Annotated in this window: 14 protein-coding genes; 8 read left to right on the top strand and 6 right to left on the bottom strand. The window is 61.6% G+C overall.

The window, feature by feature from the left end; all coding sequences use genetic code 11:
• Nucleotides 1-246: 246 nt before the first annotated feature.
• The 8 genes from A4R35_RS23050 (at nt 247) to A4R35_RS23085 (ending at nt 10,767) form a co-directional block, all read left to right on the top strand.
• Nucleotides 247-1,683, top strand: a complete 1,437-nt coding sequence (locus A4R35_RS23050; protein WP_189362230.1) for an ROK family transcriptional regulator — start codon at nt 247-249, stop codon at nt 1,681-1,683.
• 167 nt (nt 1,684-1,850) lie between these two features.
• Nucleotides 1,851-2,894 carry an ABC transporter substrate-binding protein gene (locus A4R35_RS23055; protein ID WP_189362232.1) on the top strand — a complete coding sequence of 348 codons (1,044 nt, stop codon included), beginning with the start codon at nt 1,851-1,853 and terminating at the stop codon, nt 2,892-2,894.
• 219 nt (nt 2,895-3,113) lie between these two features.
• On the top strand, nt 3,114-4,211 hold the full coding sequence (locus A4R35_RS23060; RefSeq protein WP_223258459.1) for an ABC transporter permease: 1,098 nt from the start codon (nt 3,114-3,116) through the stop codon (nt 4,209-4,211).
• A 97-nt stretch (nt 4,212-4,308) separates the two neighbouring features.
• Nucleotides 4,309-5,124: an ATP-binding cassette domain-containing protein gene (locus A4R35_RS23065; RefSeq protein WP_112433679.1), complete on the top strand. Its 816-nt coding sequence runs from the start codon at nt 4,309-4,311 to the stop codon at nt 5,122-5,124.
• A 756-nt stretch (nt 5,125-5,880) separates the two neighbouring features.
• Nucleotides 5,881-7,287 carry an ABC transporter substrate-binding protein gene (locus A4R35_RS23070; protein ID WP_112433681.1) on the top strand — a complete coding sequence of 469 codons (1,407 nt, stop codon included), beginning with the start codon at nt 5,881-5,883 and terminating at the stop codon, nt 7,285-7,287.
• Nucleotides 7,288-7,757: 470 nt separating this feature from the next.
• Nucleotides 7,758-8,594, top strand: a complete 837-nt coding sequence (locus A4R35_RS23075) for a carbohydrate ABC transporter permease (RefSeq protein ID WP_112433683.1) — start codon at nt 7,758-7,760, stop codon at nt 8,592-8,594.
• The gene (locus tag A4R35_RS23080) at nt 8,591-9,511 is read left to right on the top strand and encodes a carbohydrate ABC transporter permease (protein ID WP_112433685.1); all 921 of its coding nucleotides are present in this window, start codon (nt 8,591-8,593) and stop codon (nt 9,509-9,511) included. Before A4R35_RS23075 ends, A4R35_RS23080 begins: the two co-directional genes overlap by 4 nt.
• 371 nt (nt 9,512-9,882) lie before the next feature.
• Nucleotides 9,883-10,767 carry a TIGR03560 family F420-dependent LLM class oxidoreductase gene (locus tag A4R35_RS23085; protein ID WP_112433687.1) on the top strand — a complete coding sequence of 295 codons (885 nt, stop codon included), beginning with the start codon at nt 9,883-9,885 and terminating at the stop codon, nt 10,765-10,767.
• Between the two features lie 278 nt (nt 10,768-11,045).
• Here the strand turns inward: A4R35_RS23085 and A4R35_RS23090 are convergent, their stop codons facing one another.
• The 6 genes from A4R35_RS23090 to A4R35_RS23115 form a co-directional block, all read right to left on the bottom strand.
• Nucleotides 11,046-11,942, bottom strand: a complete 897-nt coding sequence (locus tag A4R35_RS23090; protein WP_112433689.1) for a class I SAM-dependent methyltransferase — start codon at nt 11,940-11,942, stop codon at nt 11,046-11,048.
• A gap of 99 nt (nt 11,943-12,041) precedes the next feature.
• The gene (locus A4R35_RS23095; protein ID WP_112433691.1) at nt 12,042-12,926 is read right to left on the bottom strand and encodes a class I SAM-dependent methyltransferase; all 885 of its coding nucleotides are present in this window, start codon (nt 12,924-12,926) and stop codon (nt 12,042-12,044) included.
• Nucleotides 12,927-13,113: 187 nt separating this feature from the next.
• A complete protein-coding gene (locus A4R35_RS23100; RefSeq protein ID WP_112433693.1) occupies nt 13,114-16,971 on the bottom strand; it encodes a helicase in 3,858 nt (1,285 codons plus the stop codon).
• A 42-nt stretch (nt 16,972-17,013) separates the two neighbouring features.
• Nucleotides 17,014-20,379, bottom strand: a complete 3,366-nt coding sequence (locus tag A4R35_RS23105; RefSeq protein ID WP_146747314.1) for a hypothetical protein — start codon at nt 20,377-20,379, stop codon at nt 17,014-17,016.
• 419 nt (nt 20,380-20,798) lie between these two features.
• Complete coding sequence (locus tag A4R35_RS23110; RefSeq protein WP_112433697.1) at nt 20,799-21,092, bottom strand: response regulator transcription factor; 294 nt, start codon at nt 21,090-21,092, stop codon at nt 20,799-20,801.
• Complete coding sequence (locus tag A4R35_RS23115; RefSeq protein ID WP_112433699.1) at nt 21,089-21,637, bottom strand: response regulator; 549 nt, start codon at nt 21,635-21,637, stop codon at nt 21,089-21,091. Before A4R35_RS23115 ends, A4R35_RS23110 begins: the two co-directional genes overlap by 4 nt.
• Nucleotides 21,638-21,797: the final 160 nt, after the last annotated feature.

Here is a 21,797-nt window from a genome sequence, read left to right on the forward strand (position 1 = left end):
GCCGCTTCTCTCTGTCGGCTCACCTTGCGGGGAGACCCTGGCCCGCAGGCGCCAGGATCTCCCCGCTTCTTCTGGACTCCGGTCGGGCTTAGTTGCGACGCTTGACAAACTAAGATGGCGGGTGCTACAATCCTCACCATCATAGCGTGGAGGATTCCCTGCTTGCCTGTGGCTGTCACTAGTGGCCGCGGGTGGGTAGGGGAGGGGAGCAAGGGCAAGGAAGGCGCCGACAAGAAGGACGTATCTGTGGAGCGAGCTATTCATTCACTGTTGGCAGACATGCGCGCCCGGGAGGGTCGCCTGGAAGAGGGAGCTGGTGCGCCGGCGCTGCGCGGAGCTGATCTGCATCGCATTCGTCAATTCAATCGCCTGCTGGTGCTCAACTATATTCGTGAGCATGGGCCGCTGGCGCGCGTCATGTTGGCGCAGCGTCTTGGGCTGTCGCGCACGACCGTGAGCAGCATTGTCGATGCTCTGCTGCGGGAGGGGCTGGTGCGCGAGGGGCATCTGCTCGACGCGACGCCGCGTGGAGGCCGGCGTGCCATTCTGGTGCATTTTAATACGGACGCGGGCCGCATTCTTGGTCTTGACGTAGGCCGTACTCATGTGAAGATGATCCTGACCAACCTGGCCCCCGAGGTGCTGGCTCAGCGCTCGCTGCCTTTCGATACCGAGCGTGGGCCGGAGGAATGTCTGGCGCTCCTGGTGGCCGAGGTGCGGCGTTTTCTCGCGGAGCAGGGGGTTGGCTGGCAGTCGCTGCTTGGTATAGGACTGGGCATTCCGGGGCCGCTCTCGCCGGACCTGCGTCGCCTCAGCTCGCCGCCCCATATGCCCGGCTGGGATAATCTCGATCTCTGGCAGCGGCTGCAGGCTGAGTTTCCCTGTCCCCTGTATATCGATAATGATGCGAACATGGGGGCGCTCGGCGAGAGCCGCTGTGGGGCCGGGCGCAGCGTTGGCCAGATGGCCTACATCAAGGTTGGCACGGGCGTTGGGGGTGGTCTGATCATCGATGGGCGCATCTATCGTGGCCATACTGGCAGCGCTGGAGAGCTGGGCCACCTGAGTATCGATGAGAACGGCCCACCCTGCGTCTGCGGCAATCGCGGCTGCCTGGAGACATTGGCGGGGGCGCGCGCCATCGTCGCCGATGCCTGTCGTGGGGAGTCGCTGCGGCGCAAGCTGGCGCTGGAAGGTCAGGAGATGGCTCTGCCCGAGCCAGCGCTGGCAGCCCGCGCGGCAACTGGAGCCGTCGATATTGCCGATGTGATCGAGGCGGCCCGCCAGGGGGACGCAGCCAGCATCGCCGCCATTGAGCGGGCGGGTGAGCGTCTCGGTTTGGCCCTGGCTGGTCTCGTGAACCTGCTCAATCCCGCAGTCATTGTGCTGGATGGCGGGGTGGCGCGTGCCGGCGAGCTGTTGCTGACGCCGCTGCGTCGGGTGGCCGCGACGGTCAGTCTGCCTGCCGCCTGGAAAGGCACGCAGATTCTACCGAGCGCTCTGGAGGGCAATGCCATTGCCCTCGGCGCCGTTCTTACTGTGCTGGATGCCGCTTTCTCTCTGCCTGCCTCGGCCTTCTTTGCCTCGCCGGCTGTCGCGCTGCCGGGGCTGGGAGGAAGGGCGGGGGGAGAGGAGGCGCTTCCGTCCTATCCGGCCCAGCCGTCAGACGCAAGCCGGGGATGAGTCTCGCGGTGCCCTCCGCTGAGGGAGCGGGCCGGGGCAGGCCGGGCCGGGCTGGAAACTCTGCAAATCGTGCTCGTTCGTTGGGCTGTCATCTCCCCTCGCAGTCTTTGAGGGGATAAGGCAACGGAAGCATGCTGACAGTCAGGCCAGCAAAGGAGCGAAACGCTATGCGGATGCGCGACTTCACGGCAGAGCAGTATCGTCTGAGCCGGCGAGCTTTCTTGAGCGCTAGCCTGGCCACGGCTGGCGGGCTGATGCTGGCGGCCTGTGGCGGCAGCGCCGCGACCAGCGGAGGTGCTGGCAGCAGCAACTATACGCTGGCCCTCATTGTAGGCGTCAAAGGTGACCCTTTCTACATCACCATGCAGAAAGGGGCTGAGGCCAAAGCCAAAGAGCTGGGCGTGACCCTGCTCGTTGATGGCCCCTCGCAGTGGAGCGCTACCCTCCAGACTCCCATCGTCAGCGCCTATATGGCCCGCAAAGTTGATGCCATCATCATTGCCCCTTGTGATAAGCAGGCCATGATTGCCCCGCTGCAGCAGGCCAGCAACGCGGGCATCAAAGTCATCACCGTCGACACCTATATTGGCGATGGCGATTATGTGCATGGGCCGGTGACTTTCCCGCTCTCGTACATTGGCTCCGATAACGTTCAGGGTGGCAAGATCGCCGGCGAGGCCCTCATCAAGGCCATCGGCGGTCATGGCAAAGTCTACATCCAGAATACGGTTCCTGGCACAAGCACCACCGACCAGCGCGAGCAAGGCTGCAAGGAGGCCATTGAGGCGACGCATGGGGCTGTCACCCTGGTTGGCGTCGATTTCAATGGCGACAGCGCCGCCAAGGCCGCCGAACAGACGACGGCCATGCTGCAGCGCGTCCCCGATTTGGCCGGTATCTTCGGCACCAATATTTATGGCTCGGAAGGCGCGGCCCAGGCGGTCAAAAATGCCCACAAGCAGGGCCAGGTCAAGATCGCCAATTTCGATGCCCCCGAGCAGGCCATCGTCGACCTGAAGAACAACGTCGTCGACATCGTCATCGCCCAGAAGCCCGCCGACATGGGCAGCATCGGCGTCCAGTATGCCGTTGATGCGCTCAAGGGCAACATGGGCGCCATTCAGAAACGAGTCCCCACCGGCTACGTGATCATTACTCGCGATAACGTCGATACGCCCGAGGCCCAGGCGGCTATCTACAAGAGTAGCTAGACAGGCCGGGAAAGGCAGGGGCGCAATGGTGCCGGCGAGACGGGTGGGCTGACCTGACGGGCCGGCCTGCGCGCTCGCGCCGGCGCCTTCCTCGACCCTCTCCCCGTGGGCCGGGCGGGCGCAGGTAGCTCGCGCGGGCTGGCTTCCCGGGAGAGAGATTGCGATCCAGCTGTCCTATCTGCTTGCTCAGCCGCACAGTACCGAAAGGAGGGGAACCCGATGGCGAAGATGGTCCAGCAGCTGGCTCTGCCTGCGGCCAGGGTCAAGAGCCGTCCGTTAGAGATTGTCAGCCGCTTCTGGTCCTGGCTGTTTCTGCTGCTGCTCCTCCTCTTTTTCTCGCTGACTGGTCCTGGCTTCTTTAGCTTCCTCAATCTGCAGTCCATCGCCAACGATATGGCGCTGGCGCTGCTGATGTCGCTGGGACAGACCTTTGTCATCATCGCGGCGGGGATCGATCTCTCGACCGGCTTTACGATGGGCTTTGCGGCAGTCATTGAGGCGGTAGTGCTCAATGCGCTTGTAGGCCGGTTGCCGCTGGGTCTGGGGCTGGCGCTGCCACTGAGCATCCTGATCGCCCTCGGCGTTGGCACCCTGCCCGGGCTGGTCAACGGCATCCTGATTGGGCGCCTGCGCGTGCCGCCCTTTATCGCCACTCTCGGCATGTATGGCATCGCGCGCGGCCTGGGCTTTATCTTCTCAGGCGGCGGGCAGCCGGTGAGTGTGCAGACCCCCGGGGTGGGCGACATCGGCAATGGCTATCTGCTCTACTATCACCCGGCGGTGGGCTTCTCCTGGCTCCATGCGCCGCTGCTGCCGCCGGGGGCCAGGCCGCGCGATCTCATCTCCATCCTGCCTTTTCCTTTGATCGTGGCCATCGTGGCCTTTCTTCTCTGTTACTGGCTGCTGAGCCGCACGCGCTTTGGCCGTCATACCTATGCTCTGGGGGGCGCGCCGGAGGCCGCGCGCCGCGCTGGTATCCCGGTGGCCCGGCAGACGCTCAAGCTCTATATGCTCTCGGCTTTCCTGGCCTCGGTGGCTGGCGTGCTCTACGTGCTGCGCTTCACTAACGGTGATGCCAACGCCGGCGATCCTCTCCTGCTCGATTCGATCGCGGCGGTCGTTATCGGTGGCGCCTCGCTCTTTGGAGGCGAGGGCACGATGGTGGGGACGCTGATCGGCACCCTGATCATCTATGTCATTCAGAACGGGCTGGTGATCATTGGCATCGATCCCTACTGGCAATTCGTGGCGATCGGGGCCGTCATCATCCTGGCGGTTCTCATGGATCAGGCCAAGGCGCGCGTTCTCAATCGCTAGTACGGCGCGGCCTGGGGCGTCTTGTCTCTGTCTGCCCAGGCGATGCCGTTCCGCCTGGCTCTCTCGGTGTTGCTTCAGAGTGTGAGGAGTGAGTGCCATGCTTGAAGAGAAAGCGCAGCTGCCCAAGGCTGAAATCGAGCAGGCTGGACTGGGGAGCGCTGCCGACGCGCGGCCCGTGCTGGAGGTGCGCGATCTGGTCAAGCGCTTTGGGGGCCTGGTCGCTGTCGATCATGTCAGCCTGGTGGTCTGGCCCGGCGAGGTCGTGGGCCTGCTCGGCGACAATGGCGCAGGGAAGTCGACGCTGATCAAGGTCATTTCCGGCGTCTATCGTCCAGATGGCGGCCAGTTGCTCTTTGAGGGGCAAGAGGTGAGTTTTGCCTCGCCGATGGAGGCGCGTCGACGCGGGATCGAGACCATCTATCAGGATCTGGCTCTCTGTGAGAATCTCGATGCCCCAGCTAATATCTTCCTGGGGCGCGAGCCAGTGCGGCGCCGCTGGGGTTTCCTGAAGGAGCTGGATGATCGCTATATGCTACAAGAAACGCAGCACGTGCTGGAACAGCTCGACATTCATATCCCCGATCTGCGCCAGCCCATTCGCCAGCTCTCGGGCGGCCAGCGGCAGTCGGTGGCCATTGCGCGGGCTATCTACTGGAATGCGCGCCTGATGATCATGGATGAGCCGACTGCGGCCCTGGGGGTAGCGGAGCAGCAGAAGGTGCTGGAGCTGGTGCGCACGCTGCGGGCCCGCGGCGTGCCGGTCATCTTGATTAGTCACAACATGCAGGATGTTTTCGCGGTGGCCGATCGTGTGGTAGTCATGCGCCGTGGCCAGAAGGTGGGCGAGCGCCGTGTGGCCGAGACCACGACCAACGAGCTGGTTGGTCTGATGGTGGGGGCCGAGCGTGCCTGAGATCGGGCTTTAGAGGCTTGCTGATCCAGCGGCTAACCTGGACGGCAGGCAGATAGGGAACGATCGACGGATATGCTGATCTCTTGAAGAAGGTGCATTGTCCTAAAAAAGTATAAGCTGACTGAAACTGGCTCTGTAGATGTGAAGGGTAAATCCTCTGGACAACTGGATCTGGCTATGGTATCCTCATTCTCGTGAAGAGAGGGGAACAAGGGGAGAAGCGGGGTATATCCTGGCTTTAAAGCCATCAGTGGGCGGGGAAGAGAGAGCACGCGCCCTGTTTCACGAGATGTGGCCAAGGAGAAGCGAGCGCCCTTCGCAGCTGGTCGCCATTGTCTTGTCTGTCTGATTGCCAGGCCAGGTAAGACAGCGCCTTTGGACGGAACCCTATCTGCAGGCTGTGCCTCCCCTGCTGGTCCTTCACTTCTGGCCAGTCGCAGCAAGAGAGCTGACCTCGCACGGCAGTAGGGCAGCAGTGGGGGGAGCTTTACGGCTGCGGTCCGGGGTGGTCGAGTCAGTTGATCTCTTCTTGTCCGCTACTCATTGGAGAGCATGCCCTTTGCGAGCCGACCGGCGAGCGAGGAGAAACTGCGGCGTGCCGGTCCGCTCTGGCTCTGGAGAGAGATGGCCAGACCGGTGCGAGGCCAGCTAGCGAGCGGGTGCAGAGGCTTATCACGCTGCCAACGCCGACAGGGTAGCGGCGGAGCTTCTCTGTGGTTGCGCTATACTCCTGCAGCACGAGGAGGTCGGTGAGTGATGAACATCTATGATCGGCGTGCACGAAAGGAGTTAGATCAGCTCGTCGAGGAGTACCTGACCACCAGCAACATCAATCGGCGCCAGTTTCTGCAGCGGGCGACAGCGGCGGGGCTGAGCCTGAGCGCGGCGACGGCGCTTCTGGCGGCCTGCGGCGGCACGAACACGGGTACGTTGAACACGAGCAGTGGCAATGTGCCCAAGGTCAGCTCGATCGATGTGCTCACCCAGCTCAGTGGCGCAGAGCTGGCGGCCTTCAATGCCATCAACACAGCTTTCACCCAGAAGACGGGCATCAAGGTCAATGTTGAGCCGACCAGCGATCTGCGGGCCGTGCTCAGCACGCGTGTGCGTGGCAACAATCCCCCCGATGTGGCCGGTATGTCGAGCGTGCCCGAGTTCCAGCAGTACGCCGCTCAGGGCAAGCTGCTCCAGCTTGACAGATTTTTCAATATGAGCCAGATAGAGCAGCAATACGCGCGCATCTGGATCGATACGGCCTCGTACAACGGGCACCTCTACGCGGTCATCCCGCGTGTCAACACCAAGAGCACGGTCTGGTACAGTCCCAAGCAGTTCAAGGCCAATGGCTACACGCCGCCCAAGACCTGGGACGAAATGATCGCCCTCTCGAACAAGATCGCCAGCAGCGGCAAGTATCCCTGGTCGCTGGGCGTTGAAGGCGGCTCCTCCACTGGCTGGCCGGCGGCGGACTGGGTGGACCAGATCTATCTGAGCCTCAACGGCCCCGATCTGTCGCAGCAGTGGGTCAATCATAAGATCCCCTGGACTCATCCGAGCGTCAAGCAGGCGTTCCAGCTCTTTGGCGAGATCGTCAATGGTAAGCACTATATCAGCGGGGCGCCGCAGTCGATTCTGGCCACCAATTTCCAGGATGCCGCCTATCTGCCCTTTGAGAATCCGCCAAAGGCCTATATGTACTTCCTTGGCGACTTCACAGCGAGCTTCCTCAAGACGCAGTTCCCCGGCATCCAGCCGGGCGTTGACTTCGACTTTTTCCCGTTCCCGACGATTAATCCGCAGTATGCGAACGCGGTGACTGGCATTGTCAATATCTTGTCCGCTTTCCGCGACAACGAGGGGACGCGCCAGTATATGGAGTTTCTGGCCTCGCCCGAGGGCCAGAGCATCTGGCCGAAGCAGGGTGGTGCTGTCTCAGTGAACAATCAGGTGCCACTCAGCGTCTACCCTGATCCGGTTTCTCGTCGCACCGCTGAGCTGCTGCTCAATGCGAAGTACTTCAGTGTGGGCCAGGATGACCTGCTGCCCTCGACGATGGAGCAGGAGTATTGGAAAGGGCTGCTGGCCTATATTCAGAATCCCTCGCAGCTCGATAGCATCCTCCGCTCGCTAGAGGATGCTGCAACGCGCCTCTACCCCTCCTGACTGGGGGATGCCGATTGCGGCTGACCGACTGGCCCCGAGCTTCAGCTATGGCAGGCAGAGGTCGCTTGAAGGAAAGCGTGCAGCGCTGAAGTCGAAGCAGCCGAAAAGGAGAGGGATCGCTCTCTGCATCGCCACTGCAGGGGATCGGTCCCTCTCGCCTTTGCTGGCTATCTGACTGCCTTGTTCGTCTTGTTTGGCGGCTTTGCTCGCGGTGACTCGCTCCGACCCGCTCGGGCGTCTCCTTCTCTGCAGGGGGGAAGGGGGGCTGATTGCGCGGGAAAGCCGGGTCCACGCTCCGCCTGGGTTGGGTGACTGCGCCGGGTTGGTTGTCTTGTCGTCTGGTTTTGTTAGCAGCATGGGACGAAGGGAGTGAGCGACTGCTATGGATCTCTCCATTGAGAAAGCTGTTCCACTGACGATGCGCCCGCGCCGGCGCCGGCTGCAACTGCCGCTGGAGGCGTGGGCCTGGATTGCTCCAGCAGTCTTGTTGTTGCTTACTTTTTTTCATCTACCCCTTCATCAACACCGTTCAGCTCAGCTTCGAGAACGCCGATTCGACCCGCTTCGTTGGTTTCAAAAACTATCAGGCCATCTTTACCGATCCCGATATGTTGAGTGTGCTCAAGAACAACCTGCTCTGGTTGGTCTTCGGCACCCTGTTGACGGTTGGGCTGGGCCTGGTCATTGCTGTTCTGGTGGATCGCCTCAAAGTCGAAGGTCTGGTCAAGTCAGCGCTCTTTATCCCGATGGCGATCTCGATGGTGAGCGCCAGTATCATCTGGCGCCTGGTCTACCTCTATCGCCCTCCTGATCAGACGCAGGTTGGGCTGCTGAATGCCATTCTCGTCTTCTTCAAGCTGCCTCCGCAACCCTGGCTGGTCAACACCAGTGTCAATACCTTTGCCTTGATCGCTGTCTATGTATGGATGTGGACCGGCTTCTGTGTGGTGGTCTTCTCGGCGGCGCTCAAGGGAATTCCCGATGAGATTGTGGAGGCGGCGCGCATCGATGGGGCCAATCGCTGGGTCCTCTTCTGGCGGGTGATCGTGCCAATGATTAGCCCGACCATCGGCGTAGTGACCACCACCATGATCATCAACATTTTGAAGACCTTCGATATCGTCTATGTGATGACAGGTGGTAACTACAATACCGATGTAGTGGCGGTCGAGTTCTATCGCCAGCTCTTTACCTTTGGCGACTATGGGTTGGCCAGTGCCCTGGCGGTTTTGCTGACGCTGGCGATTCTGCCAGTGATGTACCTCAATATTCGCCGTATCCAGCTGGAGGAAGGGGGCCAGGCATGATCGGAGAGCAGGTACAGCAGCCGCTGATCCCAGCTCTGGCGACAGCCCGTCGCCGCCCGCGGTCCAGGCGCCGGGCCTGGCTGCGCCGCCTGAGCGAGCAGGTCATTACGGTGATCGCCCTGCTGATCGCTGTCGTTTGGTCGCTGCCGACGCTGGGCTTGCTAATTAGCTCGTTCCGCCCTCCCAGCTTGATTTCGACGACGGGCTGGTGGACGGCGCTTCTGCCGCCGTGGCAGTTCACGCTGCAGAACTATGTCCAGGTGATCACGGCCCAGGGCCTGGGCCGCGCCTTTATCAATAGCGTGATTATCGCGGTGCCGAGTACCATCCTGCCGGCGCTGATTGGCTCCTTTGCCGCCTTCGCTTTCGCCTGGATGCGTTTTCCGGCACGCAATACTATCTTTTTCTTGATCATCAGTTTGCAGATCATTCCTCTGCAGATTGCTCTGGTACCGCTGTTGCAGATCTTTACCAACATTGGGCTGACGGGGCAATATGCAGCGGTCTGGCTGGCTCATACGGCCTTTGGGCTGCCTTTTGCCATTTTCTTGCTGCGCAATTTCTTCGCCGCTTTGCCGCGGGATCTGTTGGAGGCGGCCTATGTCGACGGAGCCTCGAATTTCCGCCTCTTCTGGACCATTGTCTTACCGCTCTCGCTGCCGGCGCTGGCCTCGCTGGTGATCTTTCAATTCCTGTGGGTCTGGAACGATCTGTTGGTGGCCTTGATTTTCCTGGGAGGCAATCCGCAGAATGCGCCGATGACCCTGACCATAGCCAGCCTGGTTGGCTCCTATGGCGAGAACGACCAGGTGCTGACGGCGGCGGCCTTCCTGTCGATGGCGCTGCCGCTGGTGATCTTCTTCGCGCTGCAGCGCTACTTTATCCGTGGCATTCTGGCTGGCTCGGTCAAGGGCTAGTCTGAGGTGTCTGCCCGGCAAGAAGAGGGATGAGGGCAGGCGAGAGCTGTGGCTACGGCAGCTCTCGGCCTGCTCTCGTCTCTTGTCTTGTTGTCTGGGCGGCTGTGGGTGGGTGCAAAGCCTGGCTGGAAGGGGAGGGCTTTTTCTCTAGGATTCTCTGCTGGCGCTATGGGAAACGCTGCAGAATCCGCTAATAAATGGCCACGATTGGCCTGGTGCCTGTGGTCTGGATGGGTGTATAGTGAAACGTCGGCGACGGCCAGGATGGCTTGCTTGAGTGCAGCGGCGGCTTCCTTGGTCGGTGAGGCAAGGCTGCGCTGCATCGTGGACTGTTATCCTGTTAGAGAGAGTAGCTCTCAGGAGGTTTTTTGATGTACGTTGGACTCCAGATTCCGTCGTTCAAGTGTCCTGGTGGTGCGGCTGCGATCCGGTCCAGGTTGAAGGAAGTGGTGACGAGGGCGGAGGAGGCGGGTTTCTATAGCTTCTGGGTGATGGATCATTTCTATCAGATTGAAGGTTTGTTCGGCGAGACGTATACCGATCCCATGATGGAGTGCTATACCACGCTCGGTTATTTAGCCGGGCTGACTGAGCGGGCCTATCTTGGGGTGTTGGTCACGGGGGTCATTTATCGCTACCCCTCGATTTTGCTCAAGACGGTGAATACGCTTGATATTCTCTCTGGTGGACGGGCCTATTTCGGCATCGGGGCGGCCTGGTACGAGCAGGAGGCCCGCGGCTTTGGTGTGCCCTTCCCCGCGCTGGCGGAGCGTTTTACGCTGCTGGAGGAGACGCTGAGGCTGGCGAAGACGCTCTGGGCGAGTGATCAGGCCTCGTTTGAGGGGAAGCATGTGGTCGCTCCGGCCATTACCAATAATCCCCGCCCGCTTTCTCAGCCGCATCCGCGCATTCTGGTCGGTGGTTCTGGTCCCAAGAAGACAATGCGCCTGGTGGCTCAGTATGCCGATGCCTGTAATATCAGTGAGCGCTTCGGTCGTGAGAGGATGCAGCAGACCCTCGATGCGCTTAAGAGGCATTGCGAGTCCGTGGGTCGCGACTATGCCACGATTGAGAAAACTTCCCTGTCGACCGTCCATCTGGCGGGCGGCGATACTGCGGCGGGCGTACTCGAGCGGCTGAGGGAGCTTGCGGCGATGGGCTTCACTCATGCCATTGTCAATCTACCGGATTTGTACGAGCTGAGGTCGCTGGAGGTTTTTGCCAGGGAGATTATTCCGGCGGCTGCTGAACTCTAGGGACGTGGAGAGAAATTTGTTGGTTGGTTGATCGGTTGGCTGGGTGAGGAGAGAGGAAAGGAAAACCATTCGCTCCCTGGTGATGGGAGGCATGAGGCTCCGACAGGTGCAAGGGCGAAGAAGATGCCGCTTGATCGTACGGCTGGCCTTGGTTCTCCTTTCCTCTCTCTGCATGAGAGGCTCACTGCTGCTCATCCTGGCGATGAGGTAGACAGTTGCTCTGTCTGGTCCGGCTGGGCCATCTATCTCGTGGATGGAAGGATCGTGCCGGGGCCTGCTTAAGCGGTGGTGGGCTTCTGTCCCCAGACGGTGATCAAGGTCGAGATGGCGCAGAAGTCCTCGGCCTGCATTTCGGCGACGGCTTGCTGATAGAGTGGCTCCAGCTCCTCGCGACTGATGACACCGGTCTTGAGAAGGAAGGGTTTGATCACTTCGAAGAGGATAAACATATCCTTGAAGGAGGGATAGTGTAGGGGGCTGTCGCTGGACCAGTCGGCGGCGCTGGCCCGCAGGCGCACGTCGGTGAAGCCGGCCCGGCGCAGCAGGCGGGGCAGGACGGGGGTGATGCCGACGTGGCGCCCGTCGGGCGAGAAGCTCTGACCAGCCTGCTTGAGGGCAGCGGCGATGAGGGAGAAGTAGCGTTCAGTGGCTGGGCTGGTGGTCAGGCCGAATTCGGTTTCGGTGAGGCGGATCACGCCGCCGGGCTTGAGGAGACGGAGGCATTCGGCCAGCAGGCGTGGCCAGGCCTCGGGGAGCATGAAGCTGAAAAGCGACCGCCCATTGATGAGGTCGAAGGTGGCATCTGGAAAGGCGAGGGGTTGCATGATATTCATAATCTGGAACTGCACGTTGGTGAGGCCGCGAGAACGGGCGTAGGTGTTGGCGTACTCGACGATGCTGGGGTTGATATCGATGCCGACGACTTCGACAGAGGGGTAGTGGAAGGCGACCTCGGTGGCCCAGCCGCCGGGGCCGCAGGCCAGGTCGAGAATGCACCCACCCTCGGGCAGGGTCTGGCCTTCAGGGAAGAGGCCGCCCATCGCTTCCGTGATCAGGCGATCCTGTTGGATGAGGCGGGCCAGCTCATCGGCTTGCTCGGCGTCAATAGGGTAGGTAGAGTCAGTCGCCGCTGGTTGGGCTTCTGGAACAGGCCGGTTTGCCTGCGGCTCGCTCATGGTCCTCTGCGTTCCTTTCTTTTCTTGTAGTTTGGCTCGACTGACAAATGATGGGTGACTCGATAATAGCTTGCGCCAGCTGCTTTTAGCTCTTTCCCTTCATGGCTGACGCCCCCAGGCTGTCAGCCAGAACCACACGGCAAAGAAGTCAGGGGCCTGCATTTCGGCGACGGCTTGCTGATAGAGCGGCTCCACTTCCTCTGCGCTGGCAACCCCTGTCCTTACAAGGAAAGGTTTCAGTAGATCGAACATGACGAATATATTTTTGAAGGTGCTGTAGTGCTGGGGGGTACCGCTGGACCACTCCAGCGCGCCACCGCGCAGGCGGACGTCCTCAAAGCCGGCCTGGCGCAGCAGCGGGGCGAGCATAGGTGTAATGCCCAGATGGTGCCCATCGGGCGAGAAGCTTTGACCTGCGCGCTTGAGAGCCTCTGAGCAGAGCGCGTAGTAGCGTTGAGTGGCTGGGCTGGTGGTCAGGCCCCATTCGCTTTCGGTGAGGCGGATCACGCCGCCGGGCTTGAGCAGGCGGCGGCACTCGGTCAGCAGGCGTGGCCAATCCTGGGGCCGCATGAAGCCCGCCAGGAAGCGAGCGTTGATCAGATCGAAAGAGGCGTCGGCGAAAGCGAGGGGCTGCGTGATGTTCATTGCGGCGAACTGGACGTTGCTGAGGCCGCGCGAACGAGCCTGAGCATTGGCGTAGTCGACGATGCTGGGGCTGAGATCGACGCCGATGACCTCGGCTTTGGGATAGCGAAAGGCCATTTCGAGGGCCCAGCCGCCGGGGCCGCAGGCCAGATCGAGCACCTGGGCTGCGCTTGGCAGTGCCTCCAGCTCGGGCAGCAAGCCGCCCATTGCCTCCGTCACCAGGCGGTCTTGTTGCATGAGGCGCGCCAACTCAGCGGCCTCTTCGGCATCGATAAAATAGGTGCGCTCCCCAGCGGGCTGACTATCGCCGCCTGGCGCTTCGGCTTCAGCTGCAGTCATAGCTTGCAAGATCTCCTTTGCTCAGCTTCTGATCCCTGGATGGGTCAAAGTGTGGGCGGCCTGCTTGCCCGCAGAGCCTGCTCAAATCTGCCCGAGCCTGCGGGAGAAGATGCTGCCCATCTTGCCCTTTTCTTTAGAAAGCATACCAGCCTATATCACAATTCGCAAGGTTGTTTCTTTCTTCCGCTTAGGACGCTTCGCCTTCGCCGCTCTTGGCCAGGAGCATGTTGATGATATTGAGTTCGTGGGACATAAAGAGGTAATGGTCGAGGAAGATCTTGCGCCGCGCCTCGGGCAGGTTGTAACTGCGAAAGAGCAGGAACGGAAAGTGTTCGTAGTGGCGGCCCAGCGGCAGAACGCTGTCGATGGGATAGAGCGTGCGCAGATAGCTTTCGAGGAGGCGGCGAAAACTCCAGTAGGAGCCGAAGGCGTCCTCAGCGCCGCTCTGAAAGTAGCTCTGAAAGACCTTGCTGACCAGCAGGACATGCAGGGGAATGGCGTAGTGCTGGTCGGCGTGCTGTGTCTCCTGCCCGAAATGAGGAATGACCATGTTCCCACGGGCGATACGGCCCAGCTCTCTGATGAGCGCGATGCCATCCTTGAGGAGCAGACGGATCTCATCGTTGCAGTACGGGTGGCGCCGGAGCGTCTCCATCCGGCTGAGCAGCAGCTGCCCGCGCCGGTTGACCTGCAAGAGCTTCATCAGGCTGATCCAGTATTCTTCCCTCAGATGCCGCTCGCCCAGTGGCACAATGAGCAGGCTGCCGGCGATGTAGGCCCGCTCCAGGGGAGGGAGGGTCAGCAGGTGGTCAAAGCCGTGGATGGCGGCCTCCTCAAACCTGTCGGCCAGTTGATCCAGCTCAATCAAATAGGGACGAGGATGACGCTGGTCCCCGTCCTGCCGGGCCTGTCCCCTCGGACTGCCATGAGCCCGTCGGCCCGACTCCGACGCCGGCGGATTCAGCTCTAGACGGGCCTCGCTGAGGAGGCTGATCAGATCCTCGGCGACCTCACGGAAGTCCGGGGTCTCCGGGTGCTGATCGCGCAGATCATCGAGCTGCTCGACCAGGCGCCCCAGACGCGAGGTCAGGCTCTCGCCAGCGGAGAGCACGGCCTTACCGCCAATGGGGATCATCAGATAGCGCCCGTGACCGATCTGCCCCTCGCCCTTGATGCGCGTGAGCAGAGCGGTCTTAAGGATGAGCAGGATGTTGAGCAAGGCGAGCAGGCTCTCGCGCAGGGCTGAGTCGCGCTCTTCGGCCCGGCTGTAAAAGAAGCGGTCGGAGAGGTAGAAGGTGATGGCTTTCTCTGTATTGTCGAGGTCGCCGCCGCGCCCACGGTAGATAACCTGCAGGATCTCCATCAGGTTCTGCTCGATGGCGAAGCGTGGCACGTCAACCAGGATCGCGCGGGCGCGCTTGAAGGAGAGGCCACGGCTGGCCGAGGCGGTCATGAAGACAACGCGCACCTTGTCCTGATAGTCTCTTACCTTCTTCTTCTCCTCCTCGGAAATGTTGGCATGGATGGCCAGGTAGTCCTCGTAGAGCTGGAATTGCCCCAGGCTCCGCCGTAGCTCGGCGATCAGTTCGGCCAGGCGCTGCTTGTCCTGAATGTAAACCAGCACCTGTGGAGCTTCGGGCTGTCGAAGGACGGTCAGCAGGTCTGTCAGCAGCTCCTGCTGAAGGCCGCTTTTGAGCTGCTGGCTGATGGCGCGCAGCGCGGTTATGTCTTCGTAGCTCTCGATCTCCAGGCCAACGTGATAGCGCAGGCGCAGGGCGCTGGCTGGATAGGCGTTCGCGTTGATCCCAACCGCGTTCAGACGCTTGAAGCCGAAGGCGCTGCGGCTCAGGGGCTGCGGCGGCTGGCTAGCGCGCCGGAAGTAGATCTTATCTGGTTCGTAGGAGCTGTCTTCAAGGTGGCGCTGAATGAGTTGCGGGTCGACGATCGAGGCGTCGGCCACAATGACTTTGCAGCGAATGGCCGGGTGGTTGAAGAGCTGGCACTGATGGAGCAGTCTGTGAACGCCCTCGACGAAGGCGGCGCCGCTCTCGTCGCCGGTGACCTCGTCGATCATGAAGAAGATGTATTTGATGCGTCGGCTGAGCTGTTCCAGGGCTTCCTGTTGTACCAGTCCCTGACTGAGCAGGCTCTGGAACAGGCTCTTGAGGTGTCGCAGGGTGGTGGCCTGGTCGTGACTGGTGCGCCTGAGCGATTGCACAGCGACGGTGGCGACGATGGTGTTGGAGAGCTGTTCTGTCAGGGCGGCGTCAATCGCCGAGCAGAGGCTGTCGAGGACGCCGCTGACGTTCTGGCCGCGGTCGATGAGCAGCCCCTCCTCGACTTCCTCTAGCCGGCGCTCGCGGGGACGTTGCTGCTGGGCGTCGGGGCCTTCGGCGGGCAGAAAGTCGATGCCGTGCAGTGAGAAGCGGTCGTTGCGCTGGGACGAGTAGTAGTGGACGGTGCGCTTGCCGCCGTTGGCCCGGATCTGGGCGGAGTTGGTTGTGAGAGCCAGCAGGGTATCGCAGCGCAGGTCGAATTCTGAGCTGCGGAACTTGTCGATGATGTCCAGGTTGACCTGCTTGCGGGGGCTGACGTAGACGAACAGGAAGCCCTCGCCCTGCATCGCGCGCTCTTTGAGAAAGTTGACGATGGCGGTGGTTTTGCCGATGCCGGGCGTACCGGTCAGAAAGAGGTAGGGGGTAGGTTGCTCCAGTTCGCGGAGCACAAGCTCGGCGTGCAGCTCGCGCAGTTTGCGCCCGGCACATGGCTGGTCGGGGAAAAGGGCCTGCAGCTCGGGCGTGACCTGTTCGGGGGTCAGCGGGCTGTCCATGCCGACGAAGTCGGTCAGCAGCTCCTCGTGAGAGACCCAGTGCAGGCCGTCGCCCCGCTCTGCCTCTTCCCGGAGCTGTTTGACGAACGATTTGCCCTGCTGAAAGCAGCGCGCCACGTAGCGGCTGATGGTCTCAAGGAGCTGCTCGCGGCTGGCCTCGATCTCCTGCCCGGGAATCAGGTGCTCCTCGCGCTCACGGTAGATCTCGGCGCAGGCTTCGAGAACGGGGAGCTGATCGCGGCGCAGGGTCATGCTATTGCTGCCACGGTCGGTGTAGCCAATGATGTGAAAGACAATGGAGTCCTGGGGGGTGAGGATGCCGTGGCGCGTGAGAAACTGGTAGAAGCTGCAGGCATAGCTACCTGCCTGGATGAGTTTGTAGCTCTCTTTGTCCTGGCGGCTGAAGGCGCGGAAGTAGCGTTTGAGGCCGGTGGCCAGTAGCTCCTGTCCGCTGAGCAGGGCGGCGTCGGTGTCGATGCTCAGGTTGGAGAAAACGCTGCGAGTGCGCATGTAGCGCAGCTCGCGCAGCAGCAGGCCGCGGATCTGGTCGACTGAGGTGAGACTGGCGGCGTCGCTGAGGCTGCGGACGCTGAAGACCGAAAGGTCGATGCAGAGGAGACGCCAGTCCTTTCCCTGCTGCAGCAAGAGCAACAGGTCGGCCTGGGGAAATTGGCCGCGTCCGCAGTATTGCTCGTAGATCTGCTCGCTGGCTGGCAGTGAGTAGTCGCGCTGACGCAGTTGCTCCAGTAACTCGGCGAAGGCCAGGCTTTCTTTTTTGGTGTAGGTCTCCAGACTGTTGGGACCGTGAAAGCGACATTGCAGGTAGACGATGTCAATCTGCCCGTTGTGGGCGGCCATGAGGGCCTCCAGCAGTTCCTGAAGGAAGGTACGCCCGCCCAGGTAGCCGCGTAGCAAGATGAAGATGGCCCAGTGGCGCAGCAGGTCGCGGTCCCAGCTGCTGAAGACGCAGTTGCGCCTGCTGAGCTTGCTGTAGAGCGGCTCAAAGTGGAGCTGGGCCAGCTCGCGCCGATAGTAATCGGAGATGGAGGGGGGGCAGTGGATGCGCGGCTCCTGGCCAAGGGCCGTGAGCAGGCCGGTGGCGAAGCCGATTTCAAAGAGACGGCCCATGTCTTCGCCGAAATGCTGGTTGCTGCTGGCTGGCTCTGGCTGCCTGGTCTGGACGCTTTGGCCAGATGGCTCTGGCATGGCTGACATGGCGCTGGTGATCCTCCTTGTTCCTCTTCCGTCGTATCCAGCTCAGGACGCGGTGGATGACGGCGGCTCCGGGTGCTGATGGTTGCCGCCGCCTTGCTTCAGCTCCAGGGTGCGCAGCACTGAGCGCACGTGTGTCAGGCAGGCCAGCATGTTGAAACGCTGTTGGCCTTTCATGTGAGGAATGATGGCCTGGGCACCGGTGCTGCGGTCCCCGATGGTGCGCTTGTAGGGATCAAGCTTCATCATGGGGCTGGACGGTCTTTCAAAGCGCATGAAGTGCAGCAGGGTGATGGCCTCGATCAGGCCGTGCTTGATGGTGCCTGGCTGGTCAGGGGCCAGCAGGTCGGACCAGATGTACTGCTCGTAGCTGGGGTCCTGGTCGTAGACATGGGTGACGGTGGAGTAGGCCATGATGCCGTTGTAGACGCGCTCCTGCGCCTCGGGGGAACCAGAAGGGATATAGTAGCCATTGTAGAGATTGAGAAACATGACGGTACGTTTGCTGGGATCGTTGACGACGTCGGCCAGTTCGCGCAGCTCGTCAATGTAGAGTGACTCTTGATCGTGCCTGGCAGAGCTGGCCTTGAGATCGAGGACGTAGTAGAGGTCGCAGAAGATGGGGTAGACGCGGAAGTCGCTGGCAACCTCGCGCATGGCCTGGATGACGTCCTGGCTCATGAAAAACAGCTCGCGGGCGCCGCCTTTGGTGAGGCCCAGGGTGCGGCTGTAGGGAGCGTGGGCGACGTAGAGCAGGTGACGATAGCCCTGCTGGGCGCAGTAGCGGGCCTGTTCGATGATGATGTCGGGCCGCGTGTGCATGCTTTCGGAGGGGTGATTGTCGGCGAAGGTTCTCAGGCGACGCAGCAGGAGTTCGTTGCCCTGCCGCTCCAGGCCAAGCACTTCGCCGTAGATGACGGCCAGGTAGTGATCGCGGGCCTGGGTAGTGTAGTCGCATTTGCGGCTGGAGACGACCAGGATGGCCACTTTGTCAAGGCGCGCGGGCTGGGACTGGTCGGCGTCGGTGGCGGCGGCGGGCGCCGGCTGGAGGGCCGCGCTCCGATGGGCGGACGTGACCCGTGCTGGCTGACGGGCTGCTTGACGGGCTGCCGCGCGCCCGCTGTTGGTCTGCTCCGACTGCGGCTTGAAGCGATGCGGCAGGTTCGAGTAGAGCGAGCAGAGGGCGCTTCTAAGCAGGTAGACGTTTTTGCCTTCCTCTTTCAGGGTCTCCAGGTGCATGCCTTGCGAGCTGGTCGGGTAGTCGGCTCCTAGCAGGTGCTCCAACACCTTGGTGATGCCGTGCAGGACGCTTTCATCGTCGTAGTGCTCCTGGCCGGCCTCTTCTTTCTTGATGTGGATGCAGATGAGCGGAATGAAGCGCCTGGCTGGCTCAATAGCGGTGGCGCTGTCGACGACCAGTTTGATGAAGAGGTAGGCGAGAAGGAGGTAGGTGAAGCGGTAGACAAAGGCGGCCTCGGAACGGACGGCTAGCCCCTGGTGGTGGTAGCCGTAGCCCAGGGCGATGTGTTTGAAGCCACCAAAGCACTGCTGGAAGAGCTTTTTGCACTCTGCTTGTTTCTGCTTATCCGCCTCTATGGGAAGCAGGATAACGGGCAGGGCCTGCAGGTGCCCAAGCTCGTAGCTCATGGCATAGCTGCCGATAGTCTCCTCGCTGCCATGCTCCTTACTGAGGAAGTAGAGCGGCTCAATCTGAAGGCTAACGGCGAGTTTGCAGAGGACATTGCTGCTGATGCTGGCCTCCTCGATGCTGATGTACTTGAGCAGCTCGCGCCGGTGGTCTTCCTGGAATGAGAGGTCGTCGCTGAAAAAGTGGTGCTGGATGAAAAGTTGTTCGGGATCTTTCGAGAGGATGCCGGCGCTCAGGGAGATCACCAGGTCGGCCCGGTAGGGGCGCGACTGGTGGGCTGGCTTTTTGAGCGAGGCGACCAGGGCGGTCCGTACATCCTGGAGAAGCTCCGAGGTCTTTTTCGAGGTCTTCTGTGCGCCTGTGGACTGCTCCGGCTCCAGCTCCTCGGCCAGCCGCCGCAGGGCGGCCTCCTTCTCCTCTTGGGTGCCGGCTCGCAGGACGGGCAATAGCTCTTGCTCAAAGTCGGCCTCGGGCTGATAGCTGGGGTCTTCCCAGTGCTTGAAGGCGAAGAAGTAGAGCACGGCTACGCGGACGATGCGCGTGTAGAAGGCTTCAAGGGTGCCGTTGCTTTCAGCCTCCTGCCGGCGCTCGTCAAAGGAAGGTTTGTCCGGTTGGAGCAGGGCCAGATGGAATTTAAAGGATTCCTCGCCCTTGCCCCCGTGGACGTGCACTTTGCCGTTGAGCTTGAGGCGCAGGCCGTGGATGAAGCGCTTGACCCCTTGCTGCTCGTTGATGATCTCTCCGAGCTGACCAGCGACCTCGCCGAAGATGGGCAGGGGATCGAAGGCGTCGGCCCGTGAGAAGAGGTCGCGCAAGTTGAGGCGCTCCGACTGGCCATAGGAGACGATGTAGTGGCTATCGGGATAGCGCTGGATGTAGGCTTCAAGCTGGCGCAGGCGCTCGCTCAGGGTCTGGAGCAGGCGCTCGGCCCGGCGTTCCTGATCGCTGGCCCTGGAATCGCTGATGAGGCTTTGCCTGATGTAGGTCAGGTAGTGGAGGCGGGCGGTGCGCTGGATGCGGGCCAGGCCCTCATCGGTGATGGTCCCGCAGAGGATGTTGATCCGCTCGGCAGCCTGGCTTGTTGGTTGCTCAAGCTGGGTCTCCGCCTCTTTCAGCTCTTCTGCATCGGCCTGCCCGGTCTCCTGGTAGGTCTTCAGGTGGGCTTTGATGCCCTCGATCAGCTCCTTTCTCAGTTCGCCGATCCCCTGAACGTCGATGGTGAGTTTATGGCCCTTCAGCCGCGTCTGGTCGGTGGTGCCTGGCTGCCTCTGAAAGTGCAGTTGACGCCGCCGGACGATGGCGGACTTCGAGAGAGGATAGCACAGATAATTGCCTTTCTGCTTGCTCTGGGCGGCAAAAGCCTGGAGCGGCTGAAAGAAGCTGCTGACGAGCTGCTCGGGAGTCTGACCGCGCAGGCGGCAGACTTCGCTCAAGGCCTGCTGCAACGGGTGCAGGATGTGTTGCTCCAGGTCCCTGCTGAACTGGCTGCGCCCTTTGTCGTCGGCAAAGTGGACACTGGCGTAGCGCGTGCCGTGGACGTTCTCAACAGGGTTGGCCAGCCTGTGAGCCTCTCTGGCTACGGCCAGGGCGATTTCGTCAAGATTGAGGCTGAGCCGCTGCTCTTCGACCCGTAGAATAGTGCCCACCAGTCGGTTTTCTTGCTGCAAGCGCTTCAATTGCTGGCCAATGGCTTCAAAGAGGGGGCCGTAATTGACGGCGGCCAGATGATGCTCGCGTTGATGCAGTGTGCTCATGGATGTCATCGCCCTCCACGTTCCTGCGCTGGGTTCAATGCGACGTGTGCCTGTTGGATTGACTGCCTGGCCGGTTGGGCTGCGCTGCCCTGGCTACCTGCTCCCCCTGGGCGCAGGGCTACAGCCCGGCCTTTTTCTAAGTGAAACGCTGGCAGGATCTCTTTTTTGTAGGGAAAGATGTTGGTCACGGAGAGCGGCGGCGGAAGCCAGGGCGATCTGCCCGCTGGGCCGAGCCGGGTCAGCAAGGGTCTTTTTGGCAGTCGTGAAAGAAGCGTTCACGCTGGGGGCTGATGTTTGTTGAGCGATGGACGCGCCCCACCAGCGCGAGGAGCGGGGGCTGCCTGGGCGGTCGTGAGGCAACGCATGGAGAGCGGGCTGTGATTCCTTCACAGGCCCCGCCCGAATGCACAAGGCTGTCTCATCTTGGACTAGCGGCCCGGCTTGGGGTGGTCCCGATCCCCAGCCTTGAGGATCTGCAGCTCAGAGGGGCATTGCTCCCAGGGAATGCGCTGCAGAAGTTCGGCGCGGCTGGCGATGCCCAGGCGCTCGCGCAGGCGGTAGATGTGGCCGCGTACGGTGCTGGGAGTGATGCCCAGGCGCTCGGCAATGGCTTCGTCCTCCAGTCCCTGACGAAGGAGGAGCAGGACCTCCCATTCGCGCGGGCGCGGTGGACCGGGTTCCCGGGGTCCAAGTTTGCGGTGGAAGCCACGACGCTGACTCATAGGCGGCTTGCCCCTTTCTGGTCCTGCTGAAAGCTGGCTGCTCCTGATGGGGGAATGGTGGGCAGAAGGGTTTCGCCACCGATGAAGAAAGACCCGGGCAGGATGGCCAGCGGAACGGGTGGAGAGAATGGGGGAGTCACTGGGGTGGCTGGGGGTGGCGTCGGGTTGGGGCTGGCTCTGGTGAGGCGACGAACGAGGGCGACAAGCTGGTCGATGAAAAAGGGCTTGCCTACGAAGGCGCTGGCTCCGACCAGCCGCGCCCGCAGGCGCTCACGCCAGCCCTGTTGCGCGCTCATGAGCACGATGGGTATGGCGCTGAGCCGCGGCTGCTGGCGCAATAGCCGGATCAGCTCGTAGCCGTCCAGGCGCGCTACCCCGGGGTCGACTAGCAGCAGGGCCGGTGGCTCCGGGCTGCGTGCCAGCTCTTGAAGTGCACTCAGGCCGTCGCGATGGCAGCAGACGCCGAAGCCGGCGCGTTGCAGGGCCAGGGCTACGATGAGGCGACAGATCGCTGAGTCGTCGACAATGTGCACAGTTCCTGGCATAGCAATGGCTCCTTTCAGATGATGGGTTGCCTGTCGGTCTCTGTTGGGTCTACATGCCGTGCGTTTCCCTATCCCCTCGCCTGGCAGCTCGTCCCGCTGCAAAGCTGCCCTCTATGCTATGGATCAGTCAGTCAGTCAGTCAGTCGCGAGTGGGTGCCCG

Source organism: Thermogemmatispora tikiterensis, assembly GCF_003268475.1.
Classification (GTDB): domain Bacteria; phylum Chloroflexota; class Ktedonobacteria; order Ktedonobacterales; family Ktedonobacteraceae; genus Thermogemmatispora; species Thermogemmatispora tikiterensis.